Source organism: Bradyrhizobium sp. USDA 223, from assembly GCF_044909005.1.
In the GTDB taxonomy this organism is placed as follows: Bacteria; Pseudomonadota; Alphaproteobacteria; order Rhizobiales; family Xanthobacteraceae; genus Bradyrhizobium; species Bradyrhizobium yuanmingense.
Map to the genome: position 1 here is coordinate 1,611,900 of NZ_JBIYDR010000001.1, position 14,881 is coordinate 1,626,780.

General features: G+C 65.4%; 16 protein-coding genes, 3 tRNA genes and 1 pseudogene. 10 read left to right on the top strand and 10 right to left on the bottom strand.

Features of this window, described 5'->3' with window-relative positions; translation table 11 throughout:
* Nucleotides 1-19 precede the first annotated feature (19 nt).
* Nucleotides 20-184, top strand: a complete 165-nt coding sequence (locus tag ABIA40_RS07180; RefSeq protein ID WP_404540218.1) for a hypothetical protein — start codon at nucleotides 20-22, stop codon at nucleotides 182-184.
* Between the two features lie 3 nt (nucleotides 185-187).
* Here ABIA40_RS07180 and ABIA40_RS07185 read toward each other — a convergent pair whose 3' ends face one another.
* A complete protein-coding gene (locus tag ABIA40_RS07185) occupies nucleotides 188-391 on the bottom strand; it encodes a hypothetical protein (RefSeq protein WP_157280605.1) in 204 nt (67 codons plus the stop codon).
* 315 nt (nucleotides 392-706) lie between these two features.
* On the opposite strand from ABIA40_RS07185, the gene ABIA40_RS07190 reads away from it, so the two are divergent.
* A complete protein-coding gene (locus tag ABIA40_RS07190; RefSeq protein WP_404540221.1) occupies nucleotides 707-1,426 on the top strand; it encodes a class I SAM-dependent methyltransferase in 720 nt (239 codons plus the stop codon).
* On the opposite strand, the gene ABIA40_RS07195 is transcribed toward ABIA40_RS07190, so the two are convergent.
* Both ABIA40_RS07195 and ABIA40_RS07200 read right to left on the bottom strand, forming a co-directional pair.
* Nucleotides 1,414-1,488 (bottom strand) — tRNA-Thr (locus ABIA40_RS07195). The two genes, ABIA40_RS07190 and ABIA40_RS07195, sit on opposite strands and share 13 nt — an antisense overlap.
* A 171-nt stretch (nucleotides 1,489-1,659) precedes the next feature.
* Nucleotides 1,660-2,154, bottom strand: a complete 495-nt coding sequence (locus ABIA40_RS07200; protein WP_271544621.1) for a hypothetical protein — start codon at nucleotides 2,152-2,154, stop codon at nucleotides 1,660-1,662.
* A 282-nt stretch (nucleotides 2,155-2,436) separates the two neighbouring features.
* Between ABIA40_RS07200 and ABIA40_RS07205 the strand changes: the two genes are divergently transcribed.
* Together ABIA40_RS07205 and ABIA40_RS07210 are read left to right on the top strand one after the other, a co-directional pair.
* On the top strand, nucleotides 2,437-2,919 hold the full coding sequence (locus tag ABIA40_RS07205; RefSeq protein ID WP_275498997.1) for a hypothetical protein: 483 nt from the start codon (nucleotides 2,437-2,439) through the stop codon (nucleotides 2,917-2,919).
* Between the two features lie 41 nt (nucleotides 2,920-2,960).
* Nucleotides 2,961-3,479 carry a hypothetical protein gene (locus ABIA40_RS07210; protein ID WP_404540225.1) on the top strand — a complete coding sequence of 173 codons (519 nt, stop codon included), beginning with the start codon at nucleotides 2,961-2,963 and terminating at the stop codon, nucleotides 3,477-3,479.
* Nucleotides 3,480-3,739: 260 nt separating this feature from the next.
* Here ABIA40_RS07210 and rlmB read toward each other — a convergent pair whose 3' ends face one another.
* On the bottom strand, nucleotides 3,740-4,570 hold the full coding sequence (gene rlmB / locus ABIA40_RS07215; protein WP_036010853.1) for a 23S rRNA (guanosine(2251)-2'-O)-methyltransferase RlmB: 831 nt from the start codon (nucleotides 4,568-4,570) through the stop codon (nucleotides 3,740-3,742).
* A gap of 207 nt (nucleotides 4,571-4,777) precedes the next feature.
* On the opposite strand from rlmB, the gene ABIA40_RS07220 reads away from it, so the two are divergent.
* A tRNA-Tyr gene (locus ABIA40_RS07220) sits at nucleotides 4,778-4,863 on the top strand.
* 124 nt (nucleotides 4,864-4,987) lie between these two features.
* Here ABIA40_RS07220 and ABIA40_RS07225 read toward each other — a convergent pair.
* From ABIA40_RS07225 to ABIA40_RS07235, 3 genes are all read right to left on the bottom strand, one after another.
* Complete coding sequence (locus tag ABIA40_RS07225) at nucleotides 4,988-6,019, bottom strand: LLM class flavin-dependent oxidoreductase (RefSeq protein WP_404540229.1); 1,032 nt, start codon at nucleotides 6,017-6,019, stop codon at nucleotides 4,988-4,990.
* Nucleotides 6,020-6,114: 95 nt separating this feature from the next.
* Complete coding sequence (locus ABIA40_RS07230; protein WP_404540232.1) at nucleotides 6,115-7,095, bottom strand: NADPH:quinone oxidoreductase family protein; 981 nt, start codon at nucleotides 7,093-7,095, stop codon at nucleotides 6,115-6,117.
* A gap of 56 nt (nucleotides 7,096-7,151) precedes the next feature.
* A complete protein-coding gene (locus ABIA40_RS07235; protein WP_404540235.1) occupies nucleotides 7,152-9,209 on the bottom strand; it encodes an ATP-dependent helicase in 2,058 nt (685 codons plus the stop codon).
* Nucleotides 9,210-9,330: 121 nt separating this feature from the next.
* Between ABIA40_RS07235 and ABIA40_RS07240 the strand changes: the two genes are divergently transcribed.
* Entirely contained in the window at nucleotides 9,331-9,924 is a 594-nt protein-coding gene (locus ABIA40_RS07240) for a TMEM175 family protein (RefSeq protein ID WP_225139854.1), read from the top strand.
* On the opposite strand, the gene ABIA40_RS07245 is transcribed toward ABIA40_RS07240, so the two are convergent.
* The gene (locus tag ABIA40_RS07245; RefSeq protein WP_036027698.1) at nucleotides 9,891-10,265 is read right to left on the bottom strand and encodes a YciI family protein; all 375 of its coding nucleotides are present in this window, start codon (nucleotides 10,263-10,265) and stop codon (nucleotides 9,891-9,893) included. The genes ABIA40_RS07240 and ABIA40_RS07245 overlap by 34 nt on opposite strands.
* A 211-nt stretch (nucleotides 10,266-10,476) precedes the next feature.
* On the opposite strand from ABIA40_RS07245, the gene ABIA40_RS07250 reads away from it, so the two are divergent.
* The 4 genes and pseudogenes from ABIA40_RS07250 to ABIA40_RS07265 all read left to right on the top strand — a co-directional run bounded on the left by ABIA40_RS07250 (nucleotide 10,477) and on the right by ABIA40_RS07265 (nucleotide 13,520).
* Complete coding sequence (locus tag ABIA40_RS07250) at nucleotides 10,477-10,662, top strand: hypothetical protein (RefSeq protein WP_404540237.1); 186 nt, start codon at nucleotides 10,477-10,479, stop codon at nucleotides 10,660-10,662.
* 27 nt (nucleotides 10,663-10,689) lie between these two features.
* Complete coding sequence (locus ABIA40_RS07255; RefSeq protein WP_157280596.1) at nucleotides 10,690-10,893, top strand: hypothetical protein; 204 nt, start codon at nucleotides 10,690-10,692, stop codon at nucleotides 10,891-10,893.
* Between the two features lie 477 nt (nucleotides 10,894-11,370).
* Nucleotides 11,371-13,116: pseudogene (locus tag ABIA40_RS07260) on the top strand (ATP-binding protein); the annotation flags it as partial.
* Between the two features lie 330 nt (nucleotides 13,117-13,446).
* Nucleotides 13,447-13,520 (top strand) — tRNA-Gly (locus ABIA40_RS07265).
* A gap of 70 nt (nucleotides 13,521-13,590) precedes the next feature.
* Here ABIA40_RS07265 and ABIA40_RS07270 read toward each other — a convergent pair.
* Nucleotides 13,591-13,791: a hypothetical protein gene (locus ABIA40_RS07270; protein WP_271544602.1), complete on the bottom strand. Its 201-nt coding sequence runs from the start codon at nucleotides 13,789-13,791 to the stop codon at nucleotides 13,591-13,593.
* A gap of 88 nt (nucleotides 13,792-13,879) precedes the next feature.
* Nucleotides 13,880-14,743: a formate/nitrite transporter family protein gene (locus ABIA40_RS07275; RefSeq protein ID WP_271544600.1), complete on the bottom strand. Its 864-nt coding sequence runs from the start codon at nucleotides 14,741-14,743 to the stop codon at nucleotides 13,880-13,882.
* Nucleotides 14,744-14,881 lie beyond the last annotated feature (138 nt).

Sequence of the window (14,881 nt, forward strand, 5' to 3'; positions counted from 1 at the left end):
GTAGTCCGAAACTGGGCAGATGGATGCATCGAAAGAAAGACCGAACGAGGCGGAGGGCCTGAGGCTCATCCGCGCGTTCCTGACGCTGCCGCCCGGCAAGCGGGCGGAGGTGATCGCGTTTGTCGAGGAATTGGCGCGTGTCCACGGCCGGCCCGAGGAGGGCGCCAAGGCCTCGCCGAGGTGAGCGCTATCGCTCGCGTGGCTTGACGTTGGGCTCGAACGGCGCGCCGACCACCCGAACCGGGATCTGAGCTGGCGTGCGCGGAGTGGGGTCGATCACGGCTCGATCGGCGACCAGCTTATCGGGCGCCCGCCCCGGCGCCGGCTCGAACAGCGCCAACGTCCCAGCCACGGCGCTACAGCACAGCGTCACCGTCGCCAGCAGAATCATGTTTCGATTTTCTTCCTGGATCCGCATGCGCCGACAACGGCTGACGCGGGAGCCGGTTCCGGGCCGGCGTTTCTCGATGCGAAAACGGGGGCTTTAGATCGCGCCTAGTGCGACAGCACAAGGCCGAGCGCAAGCACGAACAGCATGGCCGTCGTGACGACGGCCGTCACCGCGCCGGCGACGATCTTGGCCTGCTCTTTGGGCGTGGTGGAGCGCATGGTCTCGACGAGACGAATGACGTGCGTAGGTTCGCTGCCAATTTGGAACAGTTCGGCCGGATTGTATAGTGTACCCGCGCTGCAAAAGGCTCGCCCAATGACCGCCGATCGTCCCCCCGTGCTTGCGCACGAACGCTTCCTTGCCGACCGTGACAATTTCTCAGGGCTCGATCTCGCCGCGCGGTTCGCGCGGATCGAGCGGACCAACCTCTGGGGCGCGGCCACTTCGGTGTCCGGCCTCGGCTCGGAGGATGTCGCCACAGCCGCGATCCAGGAGGCGCTGCCTGCATTGCTGCAACGGCTCGGCGCGCGCTCGCTGCTCGATGCGCCCTGTGGCGATGCAGGTTGGATCGGCCGGCTCAAGCTCGATATCGATTACACCGGCATCGACATCGTACCGTCGCTGATCGAGGCAAACCGCCGGCGTGTCGCAGCCGACGGTTTGTCCGGTCGGTTTCTCGTTGCCGACATCACGCGCGATGCGCTGCCGCACGCCGACGTCATTCTCTGCCGGGATTGCCTGGTGCATCTGAGCTTTGCGAACATCTATCGCGCGCTCGCGCAATTTCGGATGAGCGGCGCGCGCTTCCTGCTCGTCACGACCTTTCCGGAGTGGCAAGACAATCACGATTGCGAGGATGGCGACTGGCGCGCGCTCAACATGGAGAAGGCACCGTTTCACTGGCCGGCACCGCAGGCGCTGATCAACGAGCGTTGCGAGGAGGGCAATGGCGGCTGGCGCGACAAGAGCCTCGGCCTCTGGCGGACGGATGGATTGCCGGAGAACAGTTGCGCGTCAGAAGCTGGTGCCGGCTGAGGGGATTGAACCCCCGACCTTCGGTTTACAAAACCGCTGCTCTACCGCTGAGCTAAGCCGGCGATGCCTCAAGAGGCAGGGGCAGAGCTCGGCTCGCGCCGGGGCCGTCCACCCGTGCGCGCCGCAATACCAGACTTGATCGGAAAGTGCCAGAACCGGGAGGTCGCCGTCGCAGCACGTGAATCGGGCGGCCGCGCGGGCCGCCCGATGTGTTGCGTTCGGCTCAAGCCGGCTTACTGGCAGAGCTGCCGGCGGCCGTCCGCGCCCTTGAACCAGGTGCCGGGCGTACAGACGAAGCCGTTGCGCTGGGCATAGGTGCGCCTGTCCCAGTTACGATTGTCCCAGCCGCGGTCCCACGAATTGTCGTAGGCGTAGGAATTGTCCCAGCCGCGGAATGGTGCGGTGGCAATCGCGCCGGCGGTGCCGATCGCGGCGCCCGCGACGCCGGCCGCCGTCCCGACGGCGCCCGCCGCAACGTCGGTTGGCCAGAAGCCGGTGGGGCTCCTGTTCCAGTCGTTATTCCAGTCGCGGTTGGTCTGGCGATAGGCCGCGCGGCGATGGCGATAACCGCTCTCTGTGGTGGCCTGTCCCGGTCCGAAGGTCTGGCAATTGGCGTTTGGGAATTGCGCCGAGCAGCGGCCCTGATTGGTGACGACGGTCTGCGCCATGGCAGAGCCTGCCAGCATGGTCGCTGCGATCGCCGTGGCCCCGAGAAGCTTGATGGTCATGGTTGTTCGCTCCCATTTTGTGGACAGGAGCTAAACGCTGACGGCGCAGGACGTTCCGATGCAACCTTGGGATTTTTCGGATGCGAGCCGTCAAACCGATGTGAGCAGATGCGTTGTTCCAGTCGCGCGGTTCCGCGCCGTTAACGCTTCGCTAGCTCGCCGTGCAGCATTTGAGCGGCGCGCAATCCTTGCACGTTAGGCTTACCGGAATTTGGTGAGCAGGCCTTAACTCTCTCTGCGTCGCGATCGGTTAGGTTGCGCCCGGATAACCGGGGTCTCCTCATGCGTGCCGTGGCGCTCGCCGCCTTTCTGATCGGACTGCCTGCGACGGCGTTGGCCGGCGGTTTCGAGATCGTCGTTCCTGGCCGTCCCGGCGTGCCTGTAATCATCAACAACATCGATGCGTCCTATGCCGTCGTCGAGGGCACCTGGGGCCTCGGCAAGGGCCAGCAGGTGCAGCCCACGATCTATGGCGGACGCTATATCGCCGAGCGGCAGCCCGACGACGTCGGCCATTATTATCCGACGCTGGGCCTGCGGCCGGGCTACGGCCGGCTCGAGGTCGAGCCGCCGGCGAACCGCAAATTGCCCAAGCCCGCCGAGAGCTACCACCAGAGCTGGGGCGCCTCGTCCGCGCCGCTGCCGGCGCAGATGGATCCGCCCGTCGATCCGCCGCCGGTGATCTACGCGCCCGAGATCAACGACCGTCCTCGGCCGCCTCGGCCGCGGCCGCGCACAGAGATACCCGGCAGGCCGCCGGGTTGAGAAACGTGAAAACCAAAAACGGAAATCAACAGGAGAGAGTAATGCGTCAGATGATTTCGGGACTGGTCGCGGCAACTGCCGTGATGTTCGCCGCCACCGCGCCTGCCGCGGCCTGCGGCTTCACCACATGCGCGCCGGTGGCGCCGGTCTATACCGGCTGCAACACCGGATGCGGCGGATATGGTTACGGCTACGGCTACGGCTACGGCTACGGTGCCTATGAGCGTCTCGCCGAGCCGACCACGCAGTATTACTACGTCAACCAGGGTCCGACCTATACCGGTCCGGGCGCCTTCGCGCCGTATCCGACCTATCGCGAGGACGCGGTCGTCGCGCCTGCCAATTACGGCTATGGCTATGGCTATGGCTATCGTGCCGCTGCGGTCGCGCCGCCGGCCGCTTATCCCTATCGCCGCCCGTACTTCCGTCCCTATCGCTACGGCTACGGCCCGCGCTACGGCTATCTGCCGCGCGTGCACTACGGCCCCCGCTACGGCTACGCCCGCCGCGCCGCGCCGTACTATTACGGCGGTCACCGCGTGCTGCGCCGCTACTACTGATCTCTGATCCGTTACGTGAAGAGACGCCCGTTCGCGTGATGCGGACGGGCGTTTTGCTTTTCTTCAAAACAACCCCATGCACAGTAGCCGGCAACTGTGAAATCAAGGACTTGAAGCGCAATGTGCCCGCGATGAGCGAGCATCGCTCATTAGCTCGTTGTTCGAGCTCTAGATTTCGGAAAAACAGAGATTTCGAATTGATCCGTCGGGCAAAACAGGCCTAGTATGGCATCGTCCGGATATGCGGGGTGCCCAAAGCGCTAGCGCTTCATCAGCCCCAGCCGGCTCGCGCCGACATAGAGGGAGAGTACGGCCGCATTCGAGACGTTGAGGCTCTTGATCTCGCCGGGCATGTCGAGCCGCGCCACGACGCTGCAGGTCTCGCGGGTCAATTGCCGCAAGCCTTTGCCTTCGGCGCCGAGCACCAGCGCGAGCGGCTCGCGCAGTGTGACGTTCGAGAGATCCTCGGTGCCTTCGCTGTCGAGACCGACGGTCTGGAAGCCGCGCTCGTTCAAAGCCGTTAAGGCGCGGGCGAGGTTTTGCACCGTGACGACAGGCACAAGCTCCAGCGCGCCAGAGGCGGCCTTGGCGAGCACGCCCGTCGCCTCGGGGCTGTGACGCGCGGTGGTCACGATCGCCTTCACCGCGAAGGCCGCTGCAGAGCGCAGAATGGCGCCGACATTGTGCGGATCGGTGATCTGGTCGAGCACCAGCACCATGCCTTCCTGCTTGAGCGTCTCGATGTCCGGCGAGGGCAGGGGATCGGCCTCGGCGAGCAGGCCCTGATGCACGGCGTCGGGCGAGAGCAGGCGGTCGATCTCCTGGGGACGGACGATCTCGGGCGCGATGCGGGTCGCGATGTTTTCGTCCGCCAGCCGCCGCGCGGCGTTCTCGGTTAGCGTCAGCTTGCGGATCCGCCGCTGCGGGTTGGCGAGGGCCATGGTGACGGTGTGCCAGCCATAGAGAATGACGGGCCCGTCGGGGTGCGAATCGCGTTCGCGCCAAGCCGGCCGGCCGGTCGATTTCCCTGGTTTGTTGAAGGGCTTAGCCCCCCTGCGGGGGCCCCTCGGGGCGAATTTTTTGTCCTTCATGGGCTCGCTTGTGTCACGGGGGCCCCAATATGGCAATTTGAGTGGCTTCGAGGGCGATTTTAGCTGCTTGCCTCGGTTGACTTTGCCCCACCGCTTCGCCCATAAACGCGCCCGGTCGCGCCCCGATACGGGTTGCCGCGGCCTTCACGTTCCATGGCCGTCTTCGGTCCGCCGGCAAGGTCCGGCCCGATTGTGCTGCCGTCGAGCGGGGGAGTGTCCCGAGTGGCAAAGGGAGCTGACTGTAAATCAGCCGCCTCATGGCTTCGCAGGTTCGAGTCCTGCCTCCCCCACCAGCCTTCGCTCGCTTTGCGAGCTACGGCTCGGCAAGCCAGCACAAGTGCTCGTGGCGCGAAGTGAGCGAAGGCTGTCACGCCGTAGCCCGCAGGGCGTAGGCGGACTGAGACTATCTCATGCACGCTACCCCATCATCTCCCGCACCATCGGCACCACCTTCCGTCCGTAAAGCTCGATGCTCCGCATCAGCTTCTCGTGCGGCAATGGCCCCGCCGAATACTTCAACTGAAACCGCGAAAGCCCGAGCGCCTTTGCGGTCTTCGCGATCTTGCGCGCCACCGTTTCCGGCGCGCCGACATAGAGCGAGCCGTGCTCGGCCTCATGGACGAACTCGTCGCGTCCCATCGGGGGCCAGCCGCGCTCCTTGCCGATGCGGTCGCGCATCGCCTTGTAGTCGGGCCAGAGCTCCTCGCGCGCCTGCGCGTCGGTCTCGGCGACGTAGCCCGGCGAATGCACGCCGATCGGCCGGGCCGGGTGGCCGAACTCCTTGAACGCGCGGTGATAGAGCTCGACATAGGGCGCAAAGCGCGCGGGATCGCCGCCGATGATCGCCAGCATCAAGGGCAGATCGTAATGCGCGGCGCGCACCACCGATTGCGGACTGCCGCCGACGCCGATCCAGGTTTTCAGCTTGCCGTTTTCGACCGGCGGATAGACCAGTTGATCTTTCAGCGGCGGACGCAGCTTGCCTTGCCAGGTGACCGGCTGCTGCGACAAGAGCGCGGCGAACAGATCGAGCTTCTCCTCGAACAGCTCTTCATATTTGCGCAGGTCGAAGCCGAACAGCGGGAAGGATTCGGTGAACGAGCCGCGGCCGAGGATCACCTCGGCGCGGCCGTTGGAAAGCGCATCCAGCGTGGCAAAGCGCTGGAATACGCGGATGGGATCGTCCGAAGACAGCACCGTCACGGCCGAGCCGAGATGGATGCGCTTGGTGCGCGATGCGATCGCGGCCAGCACGGTCTCCGGCGAGGAGATCGCGAAATCGGCGCGGTGATGCTCGCCGAGACCGATGAAATCGAGACCGAGCTCGTCCGCCAGCACCGCTTCGTCGACGACGTTGCGGATCACCTGCGCATGCGGAATCATGTCGCCTGAGGTGTCCTTGGTGACGTCGCCAAAGGTATCCAGTCCGAATTCGAGCGGTGCGGTCATCGATCAGGTCTCTGTGGGAGGAACGATGAGACTTAATGGACGACGGCCAGCCCACAAGGTGGCTTTCGGAAATGCTCGGTTTCCGTTTGTGAATGCTACCGCGCGATCCGCACCACCATCTTGCCGAGCGCAGCGCGCGCCTGCATCGTCTTGAACGCCTCGCGAAAATCCGCCAGCGCGAAGATCTGGCCGACCACCGGCTTCAGCTTGCCGTCGGCGAGCCAGCCCGTCAGCTCCGACATCAGGCGCTTCTGCACGTCGGGCTCGCGCACGGGAATCTGCGCGAGATCGACACCGAGCAGAGCGCCGCCTTTCAGAAGCGGCAGATTGAACGGCAGCGCGGGAATAGCGCCGGCGGCAAAGCCGACCACGAGATGGCGTCCGCGCCAGGCGATGGATCGAAATGCCTGCACCGAGATTTCGCCGCCAACGGGATCGAAGATCACGTCCGCGCCATGTCCTGCCGTTAACTCCTTGAGCGTGTCGCGCCAGCCGGCCTGCGTATAGTCGATCACCGCATCGGCGCCATGCGCCTGCGCAAACTCGCGCTTCTCCGGTGTTGATGCAGCCGCGATGACGCGAGCGCCGAGCAGCTTTCCGATCTGAACGGCCGCAATCCCAGTGCCGCCGGCGGCACCCAGCACGAGAAGCTGCTCGCCTGCGGCCAGCGAAGCGCGCGCGCCCAGCGCATAAAGGGCCGTCAGGTAATTGGCGCGAAACGAGGCGGCGACCTCGGCTGCGACGCCGTCCGGCAGGGGATGGACCGCTTCAGGCCTAACGACGATCTCTTCGGCCAGCGCGCCCGATCGTGTCATGCCCATCACGCGCATGCCGGGTTGGTAACCGCCCGGTGCGCCGGGCGCGTCCGTCACCACGCCTGCGAACTCCGTGCCGGGAATGAAGGGCAGGGGGTCCTTGGTCTGGTAGCGTCCCTCGATCTTCAGCCCGTCGACGAAGCCGATGCCTGCTGCCTCGATCTTGATGCGCAACTGCCCGGGCTCCGCGCGCGGAGATGGAACATCCTTCAGATCGATCTGATCGATGGGGGCGTATTGCTCGACGACAACGGCTTTCATGTCGGACCTCTGCTGTCCCAGTCATCCTGACAGGTGCCGCGACCAGCCTCTTGCGTCTACCGCCACATCCCCCGCATTCGCGCCCCGATGTCGATCTTCGGCCCCTGCGCCGCGCTGCGTGCGGCGCCGCTTGCTGCCTTCGGCCAGGCGGTGCGCTCGAACAGGTAGACCAATTGCTCCGGGATGAAGCGGGTGCGCGAGGCGTAGACGTGGCGGTCGCCCCTGGCGGCCTGGCCGTGGACGAAGAAGCGCTGCGGCACGACGAGGTGGAGATCGTCCTTGGCGCGGGTCATCGCGACATAGAGCAGGCGGCGCTCCTCCTCGAGCTCGGCGCTGGTCCCGGCGCCGAGATCGGACGGCATGCAGCCGTCGACGACGTTGAGCACGAACACCGATTTCCACTCCTGGCCCTTGGCGGAGTGGATGGTGGAGAGGATCAGGTAATCCTCGTCGCGCAAGGGTGGACCTGATTTGTCGCTGGTCGCATCCGGCGGATCGAGCGTGAGCTCGGTCAAAAATTTCTCGCGCGAGGCATAGCCGCTCGCGATCTGCTCGAGCTGCATCAGATCGGCGCGGCGCGTCTCGGCATCCTCGTGCATGCGATCCAGATGCGGCTCATACCAGAGCCGCACCCGTTCGAGATCGACGGGCCATTCCGAATAGCGCAAGTTTTCGACCGTACGGACGAAGTCGGTCCAGTCCTCGCCGGTGCGCGCCGGACCCGGCAGCCGGCCGAGCGCGGCGAGCGGATCGGTGCTCTCCGCCATCTGGTCCAGCACGCGCTGTGCGGTCGCAGGCCCGATGCCGGGCAGCAGGTGCAGGATGCGAAAGCCGGCGACGCGGTCGCGCGGATTCTCGGCGAAGCGCAACACGGCCAGCACGTCCTTGACATGCGCGGCATCCAGGAACTTCAGGCCGCCGAACTTGAGGAAGGGGATGTTGCGGCGGGTCAGCTCGATCTCCAGCGGACCCGAATGCGAGGAGGTGCGGAACAGCACCGCCTGGTGCTTGAGCAGCGCGCCTTGCTCGCGGTTCGCCAGCACCGCCTCGACGATGTAGCGCGCCTGGTCGGCCTCGTCGTGCACGGTGACGAGCTGCGGCTTCTGACCTGAGGTGCGGTCGGTCCAGAGGTTCTTGGTGAAGCGCTCGCGGGCGAGGCCGATCACGCCGTTCGCCGCCGACAGCACCGCCTGCGTCGAGCGGTAATTGCGGTCGAGCGTGATCATCTCCGCGCGCGGCGAGAAGCTCTGCGGAAAGTCCAGGATGTTGCGCACGGTGGCGGCGCGAAACGAATAGATCGACTGCGCGTCGTCGCCGACCACGGTGAGGCCGCGGCCGTCGGGCTTAAGCGCCAGCAGGATCGAGGATTGCAGACGGTTGGTGTCCTGATATTCGTCGACCAGCACGTGGTCGAAGCGGCCGCCGATTTCTTCGGCGATCAGCGCATCGCTCATCATCTGCGACCAGTACAGCAGTAAATCGTCGTAATCGAGCACGTGCTGGGCCTGCTTGGCCTCGACATAGGCGGCGAACAGACCCTTCAGCTCGGCGGCCCAGCCCGCGCACCAGGGAAAATGCTGGGCGAGCACCTTCTCGATCTCCATCTCGGCATTGACGCAGCGGGAATAGATCGACAGGCAGGTGCCCTTGGCCGGAAAGCGGCTCTCGGTCTTCGATAGGCCGCGCTCGTGCCGGACCAGGTTCATCAGGTCGGCGGAATCCTCGCGGTCATGGATGGTGAAGGCGGGATCGACGCCGATCCGCTCGGCATATTCGCGCAACAGCCGCGCGCCGATGCCGTGGAAGGTGCCGGCCCAGGTCAGCGCATCACGCATAATTGCGGCGTTATTCTCGCCCAGCACCTTGCGCGCGATGCGCTCGACCCTTCCGGCCATCTCCGCCGCCGCGCGTCGGGAGAACGTCATCAGCAGGATGCGGCGGGGATCGGCGCCTGCGACGATCAGATGCGCGACGCGGTGGGCGAGCGTGTTGGTCTTGCCGGAGCCGGCACCGGCGATGACGAGCAGGGGGCCGCCCACGATTGCGCCGTCGGCCACGCCATGCTCGACGGCGCGGCGCTGCTCCGCATTGAGCGTGTCCAGATATGTCGCCACGAATCGCCCCGGTGAAAGGATCAGACTCGGCGATCCCGGCGCGAATCGCAATGCGGCTGGACGGAACTGGAATTAGGATTTAGGGGAAGACAGCCCTTTGGTTCCAGCATCCCATGGCGAGATGACCGAGCTCAAGCCCGAACAATTCGAGATGCGGCGGCTGGAGTCGCTCAGCAACACCATTTTCGGCGTCGCCATGACGCTGCTGGCCTACGATCTGCCGAAGGCGGCAGTGTTCAGTGGCGCGCCCGACTGGAACGATCTGGCCCGAGTGTATTCCGGCAAGCTTGCCGGCTTCGCGCTCAGCTTCATCATCGCGGGGGTGTTCTGGATCAGCCATCACCGCCGGCTGGCACGTCAGCCCGTCGGCAGCCGCGGCATGGTGGTCCTCAACCTGTTCTTCCTGCTCTCGATCGTGCTGCTGCCGGTCACCAACGGGCTCTACACCAACTACGCCATGAGCAGCGCGGTGGCGGTGCTCTACGGCCTGCACCTGACCACGATCGGCGGCCTCAATGCCCTGCTGTGGTGGACCATCCTGCGCGGCTGGAGCCGCGAGATCATGGCTTCGCTGTTTCCGGTCGCCGTGTTCATCCCGGGCACCATCGTTGCAGCGTTTGCGCCGCATATCGCGCCCTACGTCTGGTGTTTTGCCTTTGGGGGGCTCCTGATCCAGCGCTTCTACGTCGCGCCGAACCCATCGGCCGGCACGTAAAGCTTGACCGGGCGGATCTCGTACACCGCCGTCGGATTGACCGCGCGCAGCTTCCGCGCCGCTTCGATCGCCTCCTCCTCGGTGGCGCATTGCATCAAGTGGAAGCCGAGAAGCTGCTCCTTGGTCTCGGCAAACGGCCCGTCCAGCACCATTCCCGCGCCGGGACCCCGCAAGGTGCGGGCCTTCCGGGTCTCATCCAGCCGGGCCGCCGGACCAAACTGTCCGCTGGCCCGCAGCGGCGCCTGAACCTCGATGACCTTGGCGACGACCGCGGCGTCCTGCTCCGGCGTCCAGGACAGGACCTCGTCTTCCACGTGATAGGCCAGGATGGCGTACAGCATCGTCACCTCGTTCTTTTCTGCTTTTGTTTCTGCGCAAGTCCTGAGGACGTGGCACGGCAGCCCGTGCCGACACTTCCGAAGCAAAATATTGCGTGGCCGGCAAGCGGCGAAACCGTCCTGAAACCCGATTGCGTCCTCGCCCATGTGAACGCCGCCGGAACTGGTCGCGACTGATGGACCATAAACAACAAGTTCTTTGCTGGAGGCGGCAATGTCGGGTCATACCATTAAGATCATCTGCGACGCGCGGCGGGCAGGGCAGTCGGAGCCGGCCGATTTGCACGACCAGGCCGGCCATCACCGCTATTACGGCAGCTCGGCTGAGAACGGCGGTGAGCGGATCGTCGAAAGCCGGCGCGGCAAACGGCGGCGCGTGTCCAACTTCTTCGGCTTCTGAAGCCTTGCGGCGAGGCCGGCGTTCGAAATGGACGTTCTGCAAATCTCGATCGCGGCGATGCCGTTCCTGCTCGCGCTGATGAGCCGGACTTCCAAGGCCATCGTCCCGTGCCTTCTGACGAGCCTGTTCACGGTGCTGCTCGGCGAGGAGCCGCACCGCGCGGTGGTGGCCTGGTGCGTCGGCATGCTGATCGCCGCCGTCGCGCTGCGCGAGCGGCTTCGCGCTGGCTGACGCAGCGTTCGTCGTTGCCCGCTCAAGACCTGCTTGACCAAGGGCTCGCGCAGCATCTCGCCGCCGTCGGCCGCGCGTCGCTACCCCAGGGTCAGAATGCATGTGCTATCTACCGGAAGTTGGTGCTTGCACGCCGGCTGCCAGCAATCACTGCCCCGCTCGTTCCGCGAGCCATACCGGACTTTCACCGATGTGATTCCTGCACGGGCAGTGGTAGTTTGCCCAGCAGTCCCGCCGCGGGGGCGGAAGACGTGACTTGCCGACCTCGAGCTCGCGGGCCGACGGGATGTCGCTTGCATCGGGTGACGAGACGGGCGTCTCAACCCATGGAATGCGCGAGACTGCAACCGCTCGACCGCAGCAGCGAGCCGCCATTTCGGGACATGGTGCATGGTCAACGCAGGTGACGAGGACGCCGAGCGCAGCCGCGCCATCGCGCCGATGGCGGCGAAGCCTGGTCTGACCGACATCGATACGCTTGCGGCCATTGCCGAGTACGTCAGCAAGTACAGCGTGACCCGGCCGCCACCGCCGTTACGTCTGGAGCGCCGGCGGTCCTCCGGCGCCGACGAGCTGGACACGGTGATCGAGGCCTTCAACGCCATGTGCGCGAACCTCCAGCAGGCCTATGGCGAGCTGCGCGAGGCCAATGCCAATCTCGAGCGCGAGCTCGCCATCCGCCGGCGCGCCGAAGCGGAAGCGCGGGCGAGCGAAGAGCGTTTCCGCGACTATGCCGAGACCGCGTCCGACTGGTTCTGGGAGACCGGGCCGGACCATCGCTTCACCTACCTCTCTGACCGGGTGATTGCCTTCGGCATGGATCCAAAAGTGCGGATCGGCACGCGTCGCATCGATACCGCGCTCGATCGCGATACCGAGGCCGAGAAATGGCGCGCGCATCTGGCGGCGCTGGACCGTCACGAGCCGTTCCGCAAATTCGAATATCGCGGACGCGACACGCGGGGGCGGATGCATCATTTCAGCGTCAACGGCAAGCCGGTTTTCGACGCGGATGGACGCTTCCTGGGCTACCGCGGCTCCGCGACAGACCTCACCGCGCAGCACGAGACCGAGGAGCGGCTGCGTCAATCCCAGAAGATGGACGCGATCGGCCAGCTCACCGGCGGCGTGGCGCACGATTTCAACAACGTGCTCACGGTCATCACCGGCACGATCGAGATCATCCAGGAGGGGCTTGCGGACAAGCCCGAGCTGGCCGCGATCGCGCAATTGATCGATGATGCGGCCGCGCGCGGGGCGGAGATCACCTCGCAACTCCTGACCTTCGCGCGCCGCCAGCCGCTGGAGCCGCGCGAGATCGACGTCAACGCGCTCGTGGTCGAGACCGCGAAGCTGCTGAGGCCGATGCTCGGCGAGCAAATCGAGATCGAGACGCGGCTCGCCGACGAGGCCTGGTCCGCGATGGTGGATCCGTCACAGCTGTCCTCCGCGATCGTCAACCTCGCCGTCAATGCGCGCGACGCGATGCCGGGCGGCGGCAAGCTCATCCTCGAGACAGGAAACCGCGAGTTCGACGGCACGGGGACCGCCGGCGAGGGCGTGCGCGGCGCCTTCGTGATGGTTGCAGTCGGCGACACCGGTCACGGCATTCCGGCCGATATCCGCGATCGCGTATTCGAGCCGTTCTTCACCACCAAGGGGGTCGGCCGCGGCACCGGTTTGGGGCTGAGCATGGTCTACGGCTTTGCCCGCCAGAGCGGCGGCGCCGTCGCGATCGAAAGCGAGGAGGGGCGCGGCACCGCGATGCGGCTGTTCCTGCCGCGGGCAAAGGGCGAGGCGGTGGCCAGGACGGCGCCGGTTCAAACGCCCGCCACGGCGCGCGGGCGGGAGACGATACTCGTGGTGGAGGACGATCCGCTGGTCCAGGGCTATGTCATCGCGCAACTCGGCGGTCTCGGCTACCGCACGCTCGCTGCGAGCGACGGCGCGTCCGCGCTGACGCTGGTCGACCAGGGTGCCGGATTCGATCTGCTGTTCACGGACATCATCATGCCCGGCGGCATGAACGGGCATGAATTGGCCGAAGCCGTCAGGCTCCGCCGGCCGGGCGTGAGGGTGCTCTACACCTCCGGCTATACCGACAACACCATCGTCCACGACGGACATCTCGATCCCGGCGTGGCGCTGCTGTTCAAGCCATACCGCAAGGCGGAGCTGTCGCAGAAGATTCGCGAGGTGCTTGCCGGCGAGCCGCCCGCCTGAGCCGCGGCGACAGACGAAAAAGGCGCGGCGGGGAGGTCCCGCCGCGCCCGATTTCTTGCTCGCTGGTCCAGGGCTGAGAGCGCCCCGATGCCAAGCCCTACTCAAAGCCTAGCGGGCGATCCCAGCGAGGTGACAGCGCTTGAGATAAGACACTGGATCACCTCCTTTCGTTGGTTTCGGGAAACCTCGATATAGGTGGCGATTGCGCCGCTGATAAGGGGCGGCGGGGTCCGCAGGAACCCGGGTGGTTCGCTAGGCCGCCGAAGACGCCGGAAAGCGACCTCCTGGGCAGTTGAGACCGCAGCCCGGCCGTGTTAGGGAGCCCGTAACGCGGGTGTAGCTCAATGGTAGAGCAGCAGCCTTCCAAGCTGAATACGAGGGTTCGATTCCCTTCACCCGCTCCAGAACCTGTTGGACGCGATATCCCAGCAGGGCGTTTCCACGATAGCCGCCCGTGGCTTGACGGCCGATCAGCTATTCCTCGTCCCGTCGCTCGCGTCCCTTCCGTGCGCGATCGAGCGCGCCGCCTTGAAGCTGTCCGCCGACCTTCACGCCGGGGAGATGATCGACCTTGTTCTTGTCGGCCTCGTCGCCGCGCTGAAGTTCGCGATCAATGATGTCGCGTGATCCTTCGGCCGGTTCCTTGTCGAATGGGCTCTTGCTCTCGATGCTCATGAATGATCCTGCTTGACCGCGTTGATTGCGAGGGCAAACCCAGCTCGTCGCTATCGTTCCTGTCCAAAGCAGCCGCTTCGTGCAGGCTCTATTCCCTGTGGCTATCGATTTCGGCGGCGACCTGTCCGTAGTTCAGCAGCGCAACCAGGGTCGTTCCGCCGATAATATTGCCGAGTAGCGTGGGCAGGAAGAAGTCGGAGGCATATTGGCTGAACGAGGCCAGGCCGCTCTGCACCAGAAAGGCGCACTCGATCGAACCCGCGACGATGTGCAAGAACTGGCCGAGTGCGACCACATAGGTCATCACTACGATGATGTGTGCGCGCGAGCCTTTGGCAGCCGGAAGAAGCCAGGCCATCGAGGCGATCAGCCAGCCGGCGAAGATGGCCCTGACGAAGGTGCTTGAGAACGTCCCCTCGATCGTCGGCCGGCTGAGATCGATGAAGGCGTCCACGATGCGAGGTTCGAAGATGCTGGTGCGAGCGAGGACGGAGGCGGCCGCCCAGGTCCCTGCGATATTCGAGGCGAGAACCAGGATCCAGAGCTTGAGCACGCTTGCCAAGGTGCCGAGATCCCTGTTGTGCAACAGCGGCAGGATCGGTGTCAGCGTGTTCTCGGTGAAGAGCTGTTGTCGTCCCAGCACGACGACCAGGAAGCCGACGGTGTAGCCGAGCGGAGCAACTAGGCGGCGGGTCGCCTCATCCGAGATCAGCGCATGCAACTCGCCCTGAACGATCAACGACAGGCTTATCGAAAGGCCGGCGGCAAAACCGGACAGGACGATGGCCCACCATCGCCGCTCCAGCTCCTGCTCGCCTTCGGCGCGGATCGTCTCATGGATCAGCGCGGCGCTTGGCCTGCTCTGGGATTCGATCTGCCTGGTCTGGCGCCGCGACACGCCGTCGAGCTTGGATGCTGGGTTGAATGAGGCGCCGTCGCCAGACTGATCCACGCTGCGGTCTCCGAAAGCCTGATCCAGTCAAGACTTCCGGATGTCCCATTCAGTTCCCCTTGCGCGGTGCAGCCTCGCTCCGGTCTGATGCAGCATGCGGAGGAACCTTCGTCATGAGCGGGAGTTCGCCGTGGGGGC